A 15,708-nucleotide genomic window follows, 5' to 3' on the forward strand; every position below is an offset into this window, starting at 1 on the left:
GGGCTGATCTGCCCCGGGAAGCATCACCATGGCCCTGTTTCGCCTGCCATCCAGTGGACCCGCCGCCCTCGCGCCGCGCGGCAACGGCCTGTTGCTGCGCGCGCCGCAGATGTCGGACTTCATACAGTGGGCGCATTTGCGCGAGTCCAGCCGCGACTATCTCACGCCCTGGGAGCCGATCTGGCCGTCGGACGACCTGACCCGGTCCGGCTTCCGCCGCCGCCTGCGGCGCTATTCCGAGGACATCGCCGCGGACCGCTCCTATCCCTTCCTGATTTTCCGTGAGCTCGACGGCGCCATGGTCGGCGGCATCACGCTCGCCAATGTCCGCCGCGGCATCGTCCAGGCCGGCACCATCGGCTACTGGATCGGCAAGCCTCATGCCCATCGCGGCTACATGACGGCGGCGCTCCGGGTGTTGCTGCCGACGCTGTTCGGCGAGCTCAATCTGCACCGGGTCGAGGCCGCCTGCATTCCCACCAATGCGCCGTCGATCCGGGTGCTGGAGAAGTGCGGCTTCTCCCGCGAGGGCCTGGCGCGCCGCTATCTCTGCATCAACGGGGTCTGGCAGGACCACCTGCTGTTCGGCCTGCTGCACGAGGATTTCCGCGGCTGAGCTGCCGCTCCTGCTGCCAAAGTCTCCTTGTTTGCTGCCTTGGGTTCGCCGATTTTGGCGATATAAACCGCTGGCCGGCCGGCAATCGGCCGGAAGATGGTCATGGAGTATCGGCGTTGATGGTGAAGAAGCTTCGGTCATCGCGGAATGCGTTGCGGCGGGGGACGGGGATCGCGCTGGCGTTGTCGGTTGCGCTCGCCTCGGTCTCGCCGGTGGCGGCCCAGTCGCTCACCGACCGCTTCAAGAGCCTGTTCGGCGGCAAGTCCGACGAGCCGGCCCAGCCCAAGCCGCCGCCTGCGCCCGGCCAGCCGGCCGAGGACGAGGTCGATTGCCCGCAGGTCACGGTGCGCGCGGGGGCCTCGACCTATGCGGTCGGTGCCGCCGGCAAGCCGGCCGTCGGCAACGAGATCCGCTTCCAGGCCTCGATCACCAAGATGGCGCGCGAATGCGCCCGCAGTGCCGAGGGCATCACGGCCCGGATCGGCATCCAGGGGCGGGTGATCGCAGGTCCCGCCGGTGCGCCCGCGACCGTCGAGGTGCCCTTGCGCATCGCCGTGGTGCAGGGCGGCGTCGGTGAGAAGGTGATCGCCTCGAAGGCCTACCGGACCACGGTCGAGATGTCGGAGGGCGGCAGCGTGCCCTTCACCTTCGTCGCCGAGGATCTGGTCTATCCGATGCCTTCGGCCAAGGTCGCCGATTCCTACATCTTCTATGTCGGCTTCGACCCGCAGGCGCTCTCGCCCGAGCCGAAGGCAAGGAAGAAGAAGTAGGGCAAGATCTCGCGGCAATCTCAACTGTCATTGCCCGCGAAGGCGGGCAATCCAGTATTCCGAGACAGTGAGGCCAGAATCGAGATGCCGCGGCGTACTGGATCACCCGCTTTCGCGGGTGATGACATCCAATTTCTGGCTACAGACACCGTCAAACAAAAAAGCCGGCGCTCTCGCGCCGGCTTTTTGACTGGTGAACGCAAAGCCCCTCAGTTCAGCTTCTGCCGAACCTCGTTGATGCCCTTGGCGAGCAGGTCGTCGGCGACCTGGCCCTTGACCGACTGCGACAGGATCGTGGAGGCGGCCTGGACGGCGGCTTCCGCGGCTGCGGCGCGGACATCGGCCAGCGCCTGGGCCTCGGCGAGCGCGATCTTGCTCTCCGCGGTCTTGGTGCGGCGGGCGACGAAGTCTTCCATCTTCGCCTTGGCTTCGGTCGCGATGCGCTCGGCTTCGGACTTGGCGTTGGCGATGATCTCGGCAGCCTCGCGCTCGGCCGTGGCACTGCGCGCCTTGTAGTCGGCCAGCACCTTGGCAGCTTCCTGCTTGAGGCGTGTTGCGTCGTCGAGCTCGGCCTTGATACGGGCCGCGCGATGATCCAGAGCGGTCATCGCCGACTTGAACACGCCGAGATAGCCGAACACGACCATCAGGATCACGAAGGCGATGGCGACCCAGGTTTCAGGATCGAAGAACATATCGACTAACCCTTCAAGGACGCATCGACCGCGGCATTGACCGACGCGGCGTCAGGAGCGACGCCGGCGAGCTGCTGCACGATCTGGCCTGCCGCATCGGCCGCGATGCCGCGGACGTTGCTCATGGCGGTGGCGCGGGTCGAGGCGATGGTCTTCTCCGCCCCGGCGAGCTTGGCCGCCAATTGTTCTTCCAGCGCCTTGCGCTCGGCTTCCGCCTGCGCATTCGCCTTGTCGCGGGATTCGTTGCCGATCGCCTGTGCCCGCGCGCGCGCCGAAGCGAGCTCGGTTTCATAGGCCTTCAGCGCCGCGTCGGACTGGTCCTTCAGCTTCTGCGCTTCGGCGAGGTCACCCTCGATCTTGTTCTGACGCGCCTCAATCGCACCGCCGACGCGCGGCAGAGCGAGCTTGGACACGATCACGTAAAGCAGGACGAAGAAGATCGCGAGCGACACCAGCTGTGAAGCGTAGTTGCTGCTCTCGAACGGCGGAAAACCGCCACCGTGGTGACCACCGTCAGCCTCGGTGTGAGCGCCCGCCGCCGGACCTTTTGCGCCGCCATGACTTTCAGCCACGGAGTTCTCCTGTTGCAGTCACACGCGCCGTCCCAATGGAATGGAACGGCGCGAAAAACGTCGTCCTCAGAGCGGAACGAACAGCAGCAGCAGCGCGATCAGCAGCGAGAAAATGCCGAGCGCTTCGGTCACGGCGAAGCCGAAGATCAGGTTGCCGAACTGGCCCTGAGCGGCCGAGGGGTTGCGAACGGCTGCGGCGAGGTAGTTGCCGAAGATCACGCCCACGCCGACGCCCGCGCCGCCCATGCCGATGCACGCGATGCCCGCGCCGATAAGTTTTGCTGCTGCCGGATCCATTTTAGACTCCTTGGAAGAAAGATTGGGTTTTGGGTGGAAATTCCCCGGACCGCTCAGTGTCCCGGATGAATGGCGTCGTTGAGGTAGATGCAGGTCAGGATCGCAAACACATAGGCTTGCAGGAACGCGACCAGGATCTCGAGGGCGTACAGTGCGACCGTGAGCGCCAGCGGCAGCACGCCGCCGACCCAGCCGAGGGCGCCAAGCGAGAAGCCGAGCATGGCGACGAAGCCCGCGAACACCTTCAGCGCGATGTGGCCGGCCAGCATGTTGGCGAACAGACGGACGCTGTGGGAGACCGGCCGCAGGAAGAACGACAGGATCTCGATGAACATCACCAGCGGCAGGATGTAGCCGGGGACGCCGTGGGGCACGAAGATCGAGAAGAATTTCAGGCCGTTCTTGGCGACGCCGTAGATCAGCACGGTGAAGAAGACCAGGAGCGCGAGCGCTGCCGTCACGATCAGATGGCTCGAGATCGTGAACGTGTAGGGGATGATGCCGACCAGGTTCGAGACGCAGATGAACATGAACAGCGAGAAGATCAGCGGGAAGAACTTCATGCCTTCCGCGCCGGCGGTCGAGCGGATGGTCGATGCCACGAACTCGTAGGAGATTTCGGCGACCGACTGGAGGCGTCCGGGAACCAGCTGCGTGCCGCTGGCGAGCATCAGGATCGAGATGATCGCGACCGCCACCAGCATGTAGAGCGATGAATTGGTAAAGGCGATCGTGTGACTGCCGATATGGCCGATCGTGAAGAGAGGCTCGATGTTGAACTGGTGGATCGGGTCGATTTTCATCAGCGCGGCATCTCTTGGTCTGCCGGGCAATGCCGGCGGGTCTCGGTCTGCCGGCCGGGCCGGCCCGTACCGGCATGGCCGGCACGATCATTCCTCTGTTGGTGCGGACCGCTTAAGAACCACCGCGCCTGTTTTGACCCGCGCCTGCCGTTCTCACCACATTCACCACGCCGGCCACGAAGCCCAGCAGCAGGAACACGATAAATCCGAAAGGCGACGTCGACAGCAAGCGGTCGAAACCCCAGCCAATCCCCGCTCCGACAACGACCCCGGCGATCAACTCGGAGGATAACCGGAAACCAAGCGCCATCGCCGAGGCTCTGGCCGCTCTGTCTTCACCGTCACCTGCGGGTTGCTCGGTCTTGGTTCGTCGGTCCCGGAATTCGGACAACCGCTGATCAAGATTCCCGAGCCGTTCGGAAAGCGCAGCTTCCTCGGACGATCTATCGCGATCCCCATTCTCGCCGTGCCCCGTGCCCTGTGTCATGCAACGAAGACCCGAAACGCCGCGGCTGAATGGAAATTACGCCCGCCACCCTCAAAAGCCGCGCGGACCATACTGATGGCCCATAATCAAGTCAAGCCAAGTCACGATTGCGTCGCGTTCTATTATGTATCTGATTTACTTGATGATATTGGCGCGCGCGGCAGCGCCGCACACAGCGTGACGCCGCACCGCAGCAGCTCTCTTCATGATCGGCGAATGCGACCACCATTTCGTCCTGCCGGCGGGATCAAAGGGATTGCCGCGATCATTGATATCGGTGGCGCGTTTTGGGCGGCGGATTGCCTCGCCGGGGTGTAGAATTGAAGAGAAGCCGCAGAAGCGCCATGGCGGAGAGCGCGATGAGACCAGCAAATTCATCCACAGCATCATGGCTTGCAGCGGCGGTATTCGCTGCGGTGATGACCATCGGCGGCGGCCTGGTTGCCGCACAGTCCGCGCCCGACAGCGAAAACGGCCGCTACAGCATGACGCCCATCCCCGAAGGCGTGCTGCGGCTCGACACCCGCACCGGCACGGTATCGACCTGCAGCAGGAACGGCGCCGGCTGGGCCTGCTACGCGGTGCCCGACGAACGCACCGCGCTTGACGCCGAGATCGGCCGGCTCCAGGCCGAGGTCGAGAAGCTGAAGGGGCAGATCGCGGCGGGGCCGACCGTATCAGGCAAGATCGACGAGGCGCTGCCGAAATCCGATCCGCTCAAGAAGGACCCGAAGGTCGCCGAGGGGGACCGCAAGATCGAGATTCCGCTGCCCAGCGACCAGGATGTCGATCGGGTGATGTCGTTCCTTGAAAAGGCCTGGCGCCGGCTGATCGACATGGCCAACCGCGTGCAGAAGGACGTCTCGGGGAAGATTTGAGGACCCGTTCGCGCCATCCATGCGTTGAGCTGCCGTAGGGTGGGCAAAGGCGTTCCTACGCCGTGCCCGCCATGTTTCCACCGTGACGTAAGAAGACGTGGGCACGTCGCTATGCGCCTTTGCCCACCCGACGGCAGTGTTCGATCAATCGAGACATTTCATGACATCAGGCAAATCCGTCACGCGTTCGACGCCATCGTCAGTGCAAGCCACCACCGTCGCATCGTCACTGCTGACCGTGCAAACGCCCGGCCGCGGCTTCACCGATCTCACCAGCGAAGCCGCGAAGTTCATCAATGAGGTTCACGCGCGCGATGGCGCGCTGACGCTGTTCATCCGGCACACCTCGGCTTCGCTGACGATCCAGGAGAACGCCGATCCGTCCGTGCTCGTCGATCTCACCACGGCACTGTCGCGGCTCGCGCCCGAGAATGCCGGGTGGACGCATGACACCGAGGGGCCCGACGACATGCCGGCGCACGTCAAGACCACGCTGACGCAGACTTCGATCAGCGTGCCGGTGCTGAACGGCACGCTCACGCTCGGCACCTGGCAGGCGATCTACCTGATCGAGCATCGCGCCCGCCCGCACCGGCGCGAGGTGGTGCTGCAATTCATCGGCAGCAATCATTAGGCCCCAAAACAAAACCGGCCGCGGAGACCGCGGCCGGTTCGTATTGTCGATCGCTGCTGTCGATCAGGTCGCCTTGATGTCGACGTCCTTGGTCTCGGGCAGGAAGAAGAAGCCGATCACGACGGTAATCGATGCGAAGATGACCGGATACCAGAGACCCGCATAGATATCGCCGGTCGAGGCCACGATCGCGAACGCGGTCGCGGGCAGCAGGCCGCCGAACCAGCCGTTACCGATGTGATAGGGCAGCGACATCGAGGTGTAGCGGATGCGGGTCGGGAACAGTTCGACCAGCATCGCGGCGATCGGGCCGTACACCATGGTGACGAAGATCACCAGGATGAACAGCAGCCCGACGGTCGCGGCCACCTGCGGACGGAAGATGTCGAACGGATGCGACATCTTCACGATGCCCGCATCGCCCGGCTTCGGATAGCCGGCTGCCTGCACGGCGGCGAGCAGCGCCGGATTGCCGTCCTTGGCGTTGGCGTAGGCAACGTCCTTGCCGTTGACCACCACCTTCACGCCGGAGCCCGCCGGGCCGGGCACGGTCGAGTACTTGACCGACGCGCCCGACAGGTAGGCGCGTGCGGTGTCGCAGGGCGCGCTGAAGACGCGGGTGCCGACCGGGTTGAACAGGTCGCCGCAACCCGCGGGATCCGCCACCACGTCGACCTTGACCGACTCGATCGCCTTTTCCAGCGCCGGGTTGGCGTTGGTGGTGATCATCTTGAAGATCGGGAAGAAGGTCAGCGCCGCGATCAGACAGCCGCCGAGGATGATCGGCTTGCGGCCGATCTTGTCGGAGAGCACGCCGAACACGATGAAGAAGCCAGTACCGAGCAGCAGCGACCATGCGATCAGCAGGTTGGCGGTGTAGCCGTCGACCTTCAGGATCGATTGCAGGAAGAACAGCGCGTAGAACTGGCCGGTGTACCAGACCACGCCCTGGCCCATCACGCCGCCGAGCAGCGCGAGCAGCACGAGCTTGCCGTTCTGCCAGTTGCCGAAGGCTTCCGTCAGCGGCGCCTTCGAGCTCTTCCCCTCGTCCTTCATCTTCTGGAAGATCGGGGATTCGTTGAGGCGGAGACGGATCCAGACCGAGATGCCGAGCAACAGCACCGAGACCAGGAATGGAATGCGCCAGCCCCAGGCCGCGAAGTCGGCTTCGCCGGTCGCGGTGCGGGTGAACAGGATCACCAGCAGCGACAGGAACAGGCCGAGCGTCGCGGTCGTCTGAATGAAGGAGGTGTAGTAGCCACGCTTGCCGTTCGGAGCATGCTCCGCGACATAGGTCGCCGCACCGCCATATTCACCGCCGAGCGCCAGGCCCTGGGCGAGGCGCAGCGCGATCAGGATGATCGGGGCCGCGATGCCGATGGTCGCCGCATTGGGCAGCAGGCCGACGATGAAGGTCGACAGACCCATGATCAGGATGGTGACGAGGAAGGTGTATTTGCGGCCGACGATGTCGCCGACGCGCCCGAACACGATGGCGCCGAACGGACGGACGAGGAAGCCCGCGGCGAAGGCCAGCAGCGCGAAGATGTCGCGAGTTGCCGGCGGATAGGCCGAGAAGAACTGCGCGCCGATGATGCCGGCCAGCGAACCGTAGAGGTAGAAGTCGTACCACTCGAAGACGGTACCGAGCGAGGAGGCGAGAATGACGAACCGTTCGTCCTTCGTCATCCCTCCCGCGCCCGCCTGAGACACAGCCATTGTCGACATGTTGAGTCGCTCCCCGAAATGCGTTTCCTCGCGCCCCGGATATCCGGTCATGCCGGATCAACCCAGGTCTTGGCTCCAAGGTAACATCGGCGTGAAACCCGCCCCAATACGACTTTCGGCCTTGCGCACTGACGCGCACCTGACGCCGCGGACCTTTCAATCCGGCACGATCGCGCTCGACCATGGGTTAACCCCGTTCCCGCAAAGGGATAATGCCCACTTGCATGCCACGGCCGGTCGGGAAAGAATTGACCAAGGCCCCGGGCCGGCCTACTGGCCCGGTGCGAATGCCAGCAAGAGAACGATGAGCGCTCCTTCGACCCATCTCGTCATTGCCGATGACCATCCCCTGTTCCGCGACGCGTTGCGGCAAGCGGTGGCGGGCGTCCTGACCTCGGCCAGGATCGACGAGGCCGGATCGTTCGAGGATCTCACCAAGCTGCTGGAACAGACATCCGACGTCGATCTGGTTCTGCTCGACCTCTCGATGCCCGGGATCTCCGGCTTTTCCGGGCTGATCTATCTGCGCGCGCAGTACCCGGCCATCCCGGTGGTGATCGTCTCGGCCTCCGACGACAGCGCCACGATTCGCCGCTCGCTCGATTTCGGCGCCTCCGGCTTCATCCCGAAGCGATTCGGCGTCGAGACCTTGCGCGACGCGATCCTCAAGGTAATGGAGGGGGACGTCTGGGTTCCCACCGACACCGATCTATCGGCCGCCGCCGATCCCGACATGACGCGCCTGCGCGACCGCCTGGTGACGCTGACGCCGCAACAGGTCCGGGTCTTGATGATGCTGTCGGAAGGGCTGCTCAACAAGCAGATCGCCTACGAGCTCGGCGTCTCCGAAGCCACCATCAAGGCGCATGTCTCGGCGATCCTGCAAAAGCTCGGCGTCGAGAGCCGCACCCAGGCGGTGATTGCCGCGGCCAAGATCGCCGGCGGCCAGTGGAAGCAGGGCAACCCGACCGGATCGTAGACCGCGATCGGGTCAGTCGCCTTTTTCGCGCGTCGGCTTGGGCAGGATATCCGGCTGTACCGATTCCAGGATGCTCTTGACGTCGCCATGCCTTGCGAGGGCATCGAAGACGTCGGGCACGTCGGTCGACACCGAAAACGACTTGGCCAAGCGAAACACCTTGCCGAGCTTGATCGCATTGGCCGGCAGATCGAGACTGGCGCTCATGTCAGTGACGATTTCCCTTGCCTTCTCCTGCAGGTCGCTCGCGGCAACGTCATCGTTCAGGAACACCTGAACTGACGAAGGCTGGCCGGGCTTGGTGGCTTGGCGCAATCGATTGACGACAGCCTTCCCTTCCCATTCGGGCGAAGGCTTTGTCTTGTCGGTCATGGCCGGCTCCTGTGCGGGAATCCCTGACGGCCCGGCCAATATAGCGCTTATTGCGGCCGGCTTTTAGCTGGCCGCAACAAGAATTGCCGCGAAGTCAGGCGGGCCGGCGCTTCGAAGGGCTCTTCTTGCGCGCGGTGCGCCGCGATGCGGCAACCTTCGGCCGGCGTGCCATCTTCTTGGCGACGCTACGCGGCGGATGCGACGACGAGCGCCCCCTCGCAGAGCGCTTTTTCGCGGGCGTGCGCCGCCGGGGCGCGACGCTCACCTGCGCGGCGGGAAGCTGCGATCCGGTCAGGAGTTCGTAGGCCCTGACGGCATCGGGCACCCCATGGTTCGCGCGGGCCTCTTCCATCGCCTCGGGGCGCGCGCAGGAGCCGATGATGGCGGCTTCGAGCTGGTCCGCCGTTGCGGTCGGCCTGGCTTGCAGCAGGAGGGCTGCAAGACCCGCGACGTGGGGCGTCGCCATCGATGTCCCATTCATGGTCTCGTATTTTTTGCCGGGAACGCAGGACGTGATCGCGACCCCCGGTGCGACGATCGCCGGGCACAATGGGCTGATCGCGCGATTGAAGCTCTGGCTGCTGGAGAAATCGGGCACGACGTCGTGCACGTCGATCGCGCCGATCGACAACACGTTCGCGTAATTGCCCGGCGAGCGGCTCGTCCGGGGGCCTTCATTGCCGGACGCAATGACCGGCAGAACGTTGGCCGCGCGCAAGGCATCGATCACAGTCTGGAATGCCGGCGTGAAGCCGCGCAGTCCGAGTGACATGCTCAGGACTCGGGCGCCTTCGCCGATCACCCAGTCCATGCCGGCCAGGATGCGTTCGATCACCTGCCCGCCCTCGATCACCATCGCGCTCGCGAGCTGGGCTTCCGGTGCGACGCCGAACCGCCCCTTGCTGACCGGCCGGCCGACGATCGTCCCCGCGGTGTGAGTGCCGTGTACGCCGCTGTCGCGGGCCGGTGCGTTCGGAACCTGATCTCCCGCCAGGTCGAACTCGGCGAACTTCTTGATGGCTCCGGCCAATGCCGGATGCTTGCCGTCGACGCCGGTATCGAGGTGACCGACCACCACGCCTTGGCCGGTGAATCCCGCCTGCCAAAGGCGTTCCACGTTCAAGCGCTTGATGCCCCAAGTCGGACCGACTCCGGTCTTGATTGGACGGGCTTCGACCGGCTTGATCAGACTTATCTCCGGAGCCTTGTCGACCTTGCCCACCTGCGGATCAGCCTGGAGCGAAACGAGGCCGCTGGCATCCACGCTGCCGACCGCGAGTCCAAGGTTGGGGTAGATGCGCACGCGGCGCTCGGCCAGGCTCTCCGCTCGTCTGATCTGGCGGCCAGCGGAGCGCGTCGCCGCCGCCACGAGACTCTGTGTCTGGGCAGTGTCCGGCGCGATGAAATGATCCTGCATCGCGGTCTCGGACGTGGCGGCGACCGCCGCCCTGTCCTTCATCGTGACAATCACTTTGACATAGCCAATCGCGGCCAGTGTATCCTCGAGGCTGGACCCTGCCATTGTCGTGGCTCCGGATGATTGAAATGGACGTGCTAAAGGCAATCAACTGAATAGGTTCAACATGCGATAAAATGCTCGCAATGGTTGATGCTAGTCCATTTGCCGGGAGTTGCAACGAGAGAGGATGTCGCAGGGATACGCGGCGCAAACCTCGAACATCGAGATACCGTTTCGGTCAGCGCCTGGCCGACGGTGCTCTTCCTAGAGTGTCTCCAACAACTTGTTGGCGATCCCGATATCCGAGGTCTGTGAGCCCTCGGAGAATCCTCCGAGCGCCGATCGAAGCAACCCCTTCGCGTCCGCGCGCTGGCCGCGCCCGGCGATCAATTTCGCGAGATCGATCGCCGCTCGCAACTCCCAGGCTCTCGCATCCGTGCGGCGGCTCAGGTCAAGCGATCGCCTGAACTGGTTCTCGGCCTCATCGGCGGCAGGTTGCGGCAGTGACAGCAACACATTGCCCTTCATGCGCAGCAGCTCGGGCATGTAGAGATGATCGCCGCCTTGCTCGACGAGGCCGATCGCGTCGTCGATCAGGCGCGCGCTCCGCTCGATCTGCCCAAGCGCCAGCAAGCCATGCACGAGCGCGATGTTGAACGTCGTGGTGAGCAGCTCGTAGCCGGCGTCGTGGAGCTCGCGCAGACAGGCCCGTATCGTCTCGACCCCGCCAGCAGCGTCGCCGCGCCGGATCGCCAGCTCGCCTTTGACGCCGCGGCCGACCGCGAGATAAGGGCCCATCGAGCGCGTTTCGGCATGTGCGATGAAACGGTCGATGTTCTCTTCCGCGCCGTCGAGATCCCCGCTCCAGAGATCGATCGAGACCGCCCAGATCAGCGCGATGCAGAGCGTGATCGGATGGTCCATCTGCGCGGCCTCGGTGACCGTCCGCCGCGCCAGTTGCCGCGCAGCCGCCGGCCGGCCCTGCAACCAAAGTTCGCGGGCGAGCGAGATGCCGGCCCGGTTGCGGTGATCGAAGCCGTGGACCGTGCTGATCCGCTCCGTGCCCGGCCCGTGCCAGGCGGCCTCCAGCATGCTCAGGGCGTCGCGATGCTCGCCGGCCAGATGCAAGGAGACACCCAGCAGCGAATGGGCGAGGGCGATGGAGGCGGCATCGCCGAGCGTCTCGGCGACCGTGAGGCTCTGCTGCGCATAACCGAGCGCGGCGCCAAACTGTCCCATCCGCTCGTGAAAGATGTGCATGCGGCCGAGCAGCTGGAGCTGGTTCGGCGCGTCGCCGCGCGCCTCGGCAATCGCCAGGCTGCGGCTCAGGGCGGCACGCGCAGCTTCGCTGCCGCCACGCGTAAACATCAAGGTCAATCCGAGGGCGGCCTGGATGTGCATTTCCTCGGCGCTGCCGCGCGCGGGTGGATCGATCGCAAGCAGCGCCCGTTCCGACCAGCGCCGGCATTCGATCAGCAGCGACATCGCGAGAAAGATCGGAGCCGCCGCGGCGGCGAGCGCAATGCCGATGCTCGCGTCGCCGTTCGCGCCAAAACACCAGTCCAGCGCGGCGCGCACGTTGTGGAGCGCGGAGAAATGAATCGCGCGTTCGTCGGCGCTCGGCACCGTCGCCCATGTCGTGCCGGCCTGCTCCAGCCATCGCCGGTAGTAGGTTGCGTGGCGGGCGGCAAGCGCGGTCTCGTCCGGCTCGATCTCGAGCAGATGGGCGCGCGTCGTGTCGAGCAGACGGTAGCGCATCATGGCGCCGACCGGTCGCGGCGCGACCATGGACTTGGCGACCAGGCTGTCGATGGCATCGAACAGGCGCGAGCGGTCGACGCGCTCGTCCGGCACGATTTCGAGCGCGGCGTCAATGGTGAAGTGACCGGCGAAGACGGCAAGCCGGCGCAGCACGAGGCGCTCGGTGTCGGACAGCAGCCCGTAGCTCCAGTCCAGCGTCGCTTGCAACGTCTTCTGCCGCGGCGGCGCGGTGCGCTGGCCCTGCCAGAGCAGATTGAGGCGTTCGTCGAGCAGGGCGGCCGTCTGCTCCAGGCCGTAGGCCTCGACCCGGCCGGCGGCGAGCTCGATCGCCAGCGCCATGCCGTCGAGCTTGCGGCAGATCCCGGCGACGATTGCGGCATTGGCATCGTCGAGCGCGATCTGCGCGCCGCCGGCCATGGCGCGTTCGAGGAAGAGCTGAAGCGCGGGATAGGTCTGTGCGGCAGCCGCGGTCAGCCCGGGATTGTCAGGGGGAACGGCGAGCGGCGCCAACCGGTAGACTTGCTCGCCCTCGACGCGCAGGGCTTCGCGGCTCGTGGCGAGGATATGGACATGCGGTGCGGCGTGAAAGATTTCAGCTGCCAGCGGCGCTGCGGCGGCGATGACGTGCTCGCAATTGTCGAGGATCAGCAGCATCCGCTTGTCGCCGAGATGGGCGAGCAGTGCAGGCAGGGGATCGTCGGTCTGCGCCGGCAAGCCCAGCATCAGCAGGATCGAGGTGATCACGAGATCGGGATCGCTGAGCGCGGCGAGGTCGACGAAATGCGCGGCGTCGGAGAAAGTCTCGAGCAGGTCGTGCGCGATCGCCACCGCAACGGCGGTCTTGCCGACGCCGCCCGGGCCGGCGATCGTGACGAAGCGCGAGCCGATGAGCTTGTCGGAGACGGCGGTGACCGCATCGTCGCGGCCGACCATGCGTTGCAGCCGGTTAGGTAGTTTTACGGGCGGCAGGTTCACCCGCGGTGCGGGATGCGGTTCCGCTGCAGCGTCCGTTCGCGAGATCGGCGCCACGAAGCAATAACCGCGGCCGGAGAGCGTGGTGATATAGCGGGCGCCGTCCTTGCCGTCGCCGAGCGACTTGCGCAGGGCTGCGACGTGAAAACGCAGATTGGTTTCCTCGACGGTCATGCCGGGCCAGACCTCCGCCATCAGATCCCATTTGCTGACGACCTCGTTCGGCCGTGACATTAACGCAATCAGCGTATCGAAGCTCTTTGCACCCATCGGCAGCGCGACACCGTCGCGCGTCACGAGCCGCTCATGCGGCGTCACGGTGAATGGCCCGAACGACAATGTCGATGCCGCGGGCGCGGCCGGCTCAGTCATCGCGAAATCTTGCTCATTTGGAAACCGCATAGCCAGCGGAGGGCGATCCGGCAAGGCCGGCTTTGCATCGGCCTCAGACCGCGCTTGCAGGTCTCGTCACCGAGTTCCCTGCCGGCCTCACAACTTCTCACAAGTCCCAACGGGTGTCTGGCGAGGACGGCTGATAGTCAATTGCGCGACGGCAAGGAGACCTTCATGACGCAAGCGGCAAGACTGCTTTACACGGGCAAGACCCACACCAGCGGTGGACGACAGGACGGCATATCGCGCAGCTCCGACGGCCGCCTGGATGTCAAATTGTCGCCGCCGGGCGGCGCGGGCATCGGTACCAATCCCGAGCAATTGTTCGCGGCCGGCTGGTCGGCCTGCTTCGAAGGCGCCATGGAGATGGCCGCGCGCAGGCGGAAAATCGTGCTTCCGAGAAAATGCGCGATCGATGCGGAAATCGACCTTCTTCTCGATGAGGGCACTTACGCTCTCCGGGCGCGCCTCAATGTCAGCCTGCCGGGCCTCGATCGCGAGGTCGCGCGCGGCATCGTCGATGAAGCGCACCAGACCTGTCCTTATTCCAAGGCCGTGCGCGGCAACATCGACGTCGCGGTCGCACTGATCTGATCACCATCGCCAACCATCAAAAAGGAAGCACCATCATGAAGCAGCTCATCGACCAGCATCGCCGCAAGTTCTTTGGCGTCGCCGCGGGCACCGTCGCCGTCGGTCTCGGCGTCATCGACCTCGCCCGTGCCGAGACGGACGCGTCGAAGTCGTCCGCATCGAATGCGTCGTTCGGTCCGATCAAGCAGGTCGATGCCGGCGTTCTCAATGTCGGCTATGCTGAAGCAGGTCCCTCGAACGGTCCCGTGGCGATCCTGCTGCACGGCTGGCCTTACGACATTCACGCCTTCGTCGATGTCGCGCCGATCCTGGCAAAGGCGGGCTATCGCGTGATCATCCCGTACCTGCGCGGCTACGGCTCGACGCATTTCCTTTCCAGCGAGACGCCGCGCAACGGCGAGCCCGCGGCCATGGCCGTCGACATCATCGCGCTGATGGACAAGCTCGACATCAAGAAGGCTGTCATCGCCGGCTTCGACTGGGGCGCGCGCACCGCCGATATCATCGCTGCGTTGTGGCCGGATCGCTGCCGCGCGCTGGTGTCGGTCAGCGGGTACCTGATCTCCAGCCAGGCCGCGGGCAACGCGCCGCTGCCGCCGTCGGCCGAGCTGCAATGGTGGTACCAGTTCTATTTCGCGACCGAGCGCGGCCGCGCCGGATACGAGAAGTACACGCATGATTTCGCCAAACTGATCTGGAAGCTCGCCTCGCCGCAATGGAAGTTCGATGACGCGACCTTCAACCGGAGCGCGGCGGCGCTGGACAACAAGGATCATGTCGCGATCACGATCCACAATTACCGCTGGCGGCTCGGGCTCGCCCAGGGCGAAGCGAAATACGAGGAGCTCGAAAAGAAGCTCGCCGCAGCTCCGGTGATCAGCGTCCCGACGATCACGATGGAGGGCGACGCCAACGGTGCGCCGCATCCCGACCCCAGCGCCTATGCCAAGAGGTTCTCAGGCCGGTACGACTTCCGCCTGATCACCGGCGGCATCGGCCACAATCTGCCGCAGGAAGCGCCGCAAGCCTTCGCCAAGGCCGTCATCGATGCCGACGGCGCCTGAGCGTTCATTCGATGCCTCGGTCCAGCGCGGCTGGACCGAGGATGCCACGATCCCAGCATGAAGGAACGTCATGACGTCCATCGAACCTGAAAAGAAGAAGCGCTCTTATGCGACGGCTATCACGGTTGCCGCGCTCCTTCTCGTCGTTCTCCTGACTTGCGTGCCCTACCTGGTCTCGATCGCTCTCGCCGAGGGGCCGGTGCAAGGCAATGCGGCAGACGCCTCGCCGATCTTCGGCGTCACGATTCCTGCGGGTTACAAGCAGTGGGAGCTGATCGCGCCCGCCGAAGAGGCGGCACCGCTCGACGAGCTTCGCGCGGTGGTCGGCAATCAGACAGCAATCGAGGCCTATCAGGCCGGAAAACTTCCGTTCCCGGACGGCACCATTCTGGTCAAGCGCGCATGGAAGCGGAAACAGTCACCGGAATTCGCATCCGCGACGATCCCCGGCGCGGCCACCACGGTGCAGGTGATGGTCAAGGATTCCAGGAAATATGCGTCCACCGGCGGCTGGGGGTTCGGGCGCTTCGTCAATGGCAAGCCGGTTGACGAGGCCCAGCACCGCACCTGCTTCGCCTGCCATGATGCCCGCGCCAAGGGCCGCGACTACGTTTTCACCCGGCTTGCGCCTTGA

18 protein-coding genes are annotated in these 15,708 nt (G+C 64.9%); 9 read left to right on the forward strand and 9 right to left on the reverse strand.

Annotated features, from left to right (window positions below):
• Positions 1 to 28: 28 nt before the first annotated feature.
• Together AB7008_RS04550 and AB7008_RS04555 are read left to right on the forward strand one after the other, a co-directional pair.
• The gene (locus tag AB7008_RS04550; protein WP_028160014.1) at positions 29 to 616 is read left to right on the forward strand and encodes a GNAT family N-acetyltransferase; all 588 of its coding nucleotides are present in this window, start codon (positions 29 to 31) and stop codon (positions 614 to 616) included.
• Positions 617 to 735: 119 nt separating this feature from the next.
• Positions 736 to 1,386, forward strand: coding sequence for a hypothetical protein (locus tag AB7008_RS04555; protein WP_028160015.1), 651 nt, complete (start codon positions 736 to 738; stop codon positions 1,384 to 1,386).
• A 209-nt stretch (positions 1,387 to 1,595) separates the two neighbouring features.
• On the opposite strand, the gene AB7008_RS04560 is transcribed toward AB7008_RS04555, so the two are convergent.
• From AB7008_RS04560 to AB7008_RS04580, 5 genes are all read right to left on the reverse strand, one after another.
• Positions 1,596 to 2,081 carry a F0F1 ATP synthase subunit B family protein gene (locus AB7008_RS04560; RefSeq protein WP_441258514.1) on the reverse strand — a complete coding sequence of 162 codons (486 nt, stop codon included), beginning with the start codon at positions 2,079 to 2,081 and terminating at the stop codon, positions 1,596 to 1,598.
• A 5-nt stretch (positions 2,082 to 2,086) separates the two neighbouring features.
• Positions 2,087 to 2,653 (reverse strand): F0F1 ATP synthase subunit B, encoded by a 567-nt coding sequence (locus tag AB7008_RS04565; protein ID WP_014498497.1) that lies wholly within the window; start codon positions 2,651 to 2,653, stop codon positions 2,087 to 2,089.
• A gap of 66 nt (positions 2,654 to 2,719) precedes the next feature.
• The gene (locus AB7008_RS04570) at positions 2,720 to 2,950 is read right to left on the reverse strand and encodes a F0F1 ATP synthase subunit C (protein WP_007599451.1); all 231 of its coding nucleotides are present in this window, start codon (positions 2,948 to 2,950) and stop codon (positions 2,720 to 2,722) included.
• A gap of 53 nt (positions 2,951 to 3,003) precedes the next feature.
• Positions 3,004 to 3,753: a F0F1 ATP synthase subunit A gene (locus AB7008_RS04575; protein ID WP_014498496.1), complete on the reverse strand. Its 750-nt coding sequence runs from the start codon at positions 3,751 to 3,753 to the stop codon at positions 3,004 to 3,006.
• Positions 3,754 to 3,865: 112 nt separating this feature from the next.
• Positions 3,866 to 4,240, reverse strand: coding sequence for an AtpZ/AtpI family protein (locus AB7008_RS04580; protein WP_304492614.1), 375 nt, complete (start codon positions 4,238 to 4,240; stop codon positions 3,866 to 3,868).
• 75 nt (positions 4,241 to 4,315) lie between these two features.
• On the opposite strand from AB7008_RS04580, the gene AB7008_RS04585 reads away from it, so the two are divergent.
• The 3 genes from AB7008_RS04585 to AB7008_RS04595 all read left to right on the forward strand — a co-directional run bounded on the left by AB7008_RS04585 (position 4,316) and on the right by AB7008_RS04595 (position 5,752).
• Positions 4,316 to 4,558 (forward strand): hypothetical protein, encoded by a 243-nt coding sequence (locus AB7008_RS04585; RefSeq protein ID WP_196236585.1) that lies wholly within the window; start codon positions 4,316 to 4,318, stop codon positions 4,556 to 4,558.
• Positions 4,559 to 4,599: 41 nt separating this feature from the next.
• Positions 4,600 to 5,118 carry a hypothetical protein gene (locus AB7008_RS04590; RefSeq protein ID WP_028160018.1) on the forward strand — a complete coding sequence of 173 codons (519 nt, stop codon included), beginning with the start codon at positions 4,600 to 4,602 and terminating at the stop codon, positions 5,116 to 5,118.
• Between the two features lie 160 nt (positions 5,119 to 5,278).
• Complete coding sequence (locus tag AB7008_RS04595) at positions 5,279 to 5,752, forward strand: secondary thiamine-phosphate synthase enzyme YjbQ (RefSeq protein ID WP_028160019.1); 474 nt, start codon at positions 5,279 to 5,281, stop codon at positions 5,750 to 5,752.
• 63 nt (positions 5,753 to 5,815) lie between these two features.
• Here AB7008_RS04595 and AB7008_RS04600 read toward each other — a convergent pair whose 3' ends face one another.
• A complete protein-coding gene (locus AB7008_RS04600; RefSeq protein ID WP_196236586.1) occupies positions 5,816 to 7,441 on the reverse strand; it encodes an MFS transporter in 1,626 nt (541 codons plus the stop codon).
• Between the two features lie 343 nt (positions 7,442 to 7,784).
• Between AB7008_RS04600 and AB7008_RS04605 the strand changes: the two genes are divergently transcribed.
• Positions 7,785 to 8,459 (forward strand): response regulator transcription factor, encoded by a 675-nt coding sequence (locus tag AB7008_RS04605; RefSeq protein WP_441258515.1) that lies wholly within the window; start codon positions 7,785 to 7,787, stop codon positions 8,457 to 8,459.
• 12 nt (positions 8,460 to 8,471) lie between these two features.
• On the opposite strand, the gene AB7008_RS04610 is transcribed toward AB7008_RS04605, so the two are convergent.
• From AB7008_RS04610 to AB7008_RS04620, 3 genes are all read right to left on the reverse strand, one after another.
• Positions 8,472 to 8,831 carry a hypothetical protein gene (locus tag AB7008_RS04610; RefSeq protein ID WP_014498489.1) on the reverse strand — a complete coding sequence of 120 codons (360 nt, stop codon included), beginning with the start codon at positions 8,829 to 8,831 and terminating at the stop codon, positions 8,472 to 8,474.
• Positions 8,832 to 8,925: 94 nt separating this feature from the next.
• Entirely contained in the window at positions 8,926 to 10,353 is a 1,428-nt protein-coding gene (locus AB7008_RS04615; protein WP_441258516.1) for a S8 family peptidase, read from the reverse strand.
• Positions 10,354 to 10,554: 201 nt separating this feature from the next.
• A complete protein-coding gene (locus AB7008_RS04620) occupies positions 10,555 to 13,395 on the reverse strand; it encodes an ATP-binding protein (RefSeq protein ID WP_441258517.1) in 2,841 nt (946 codons plus the stop codon).
• A 195-nt stretch (positions 13,396 to 13,590) separates the two neighbouring features.
• Here AB7008_RS04620 and AB7008_RS04625 point away from each other — a divergent pair, with 195 nt between their 5' ends.
• The 3 genes from AB7008_RS04625 (at position 13,591) to AB7008_RS04635 (ending at position 15,708) form a co-directional block, all read left to right on the forward strand.
• Positions 13,591 to 14,010: an organic hydroperoxide resistance protein gene (locus AB7008_RS04625; RefSeq protein ID WP_304492617.1), complete on the forward strand. Its 420-nt coding sequence runs from the start codon at positions 13,591 to 13,593 to the stop codon at positions 14,008 to 14,010.
• A 35-nt stretch (positions 14,011 to 14,045) separates the two neighbouring features.
• Positions 14,046 to 15,074, forward strand: a complete 1,029-nt coding sequence (locus AB7008_RS04630; protein ID WP_304492618.1) for an alpha/beta fold hydrolase — start codon at positions 14,046 to 14,048, stop codon at positions 15,072 to 15,074.
• Positions 15,075 to 15,144: 70 nt separating this feature from the next.
• Positions 15,145 to 15,708, forward strand: a complete 564-nt coding sequence (locus AB7008_RS04635; protein WP_304492619.1) for a cytochrome P460 family protein — start codon at positions 15,145 to 15,147, stop codon at positions 15,706 to 15,708.

Source organism: Bradyrhizobium sp. 521_C7_N1_3 (assembly GCF_052075975.1).
In the GTDB taxonomy this organism is placed as follows: Bacteria; Pseudomonadota; Alphaproteobacteria; order Rhizobiales; family Xanthobacteraceae; genus Bradyrhizobium; species Bradyrhizobium japonicum.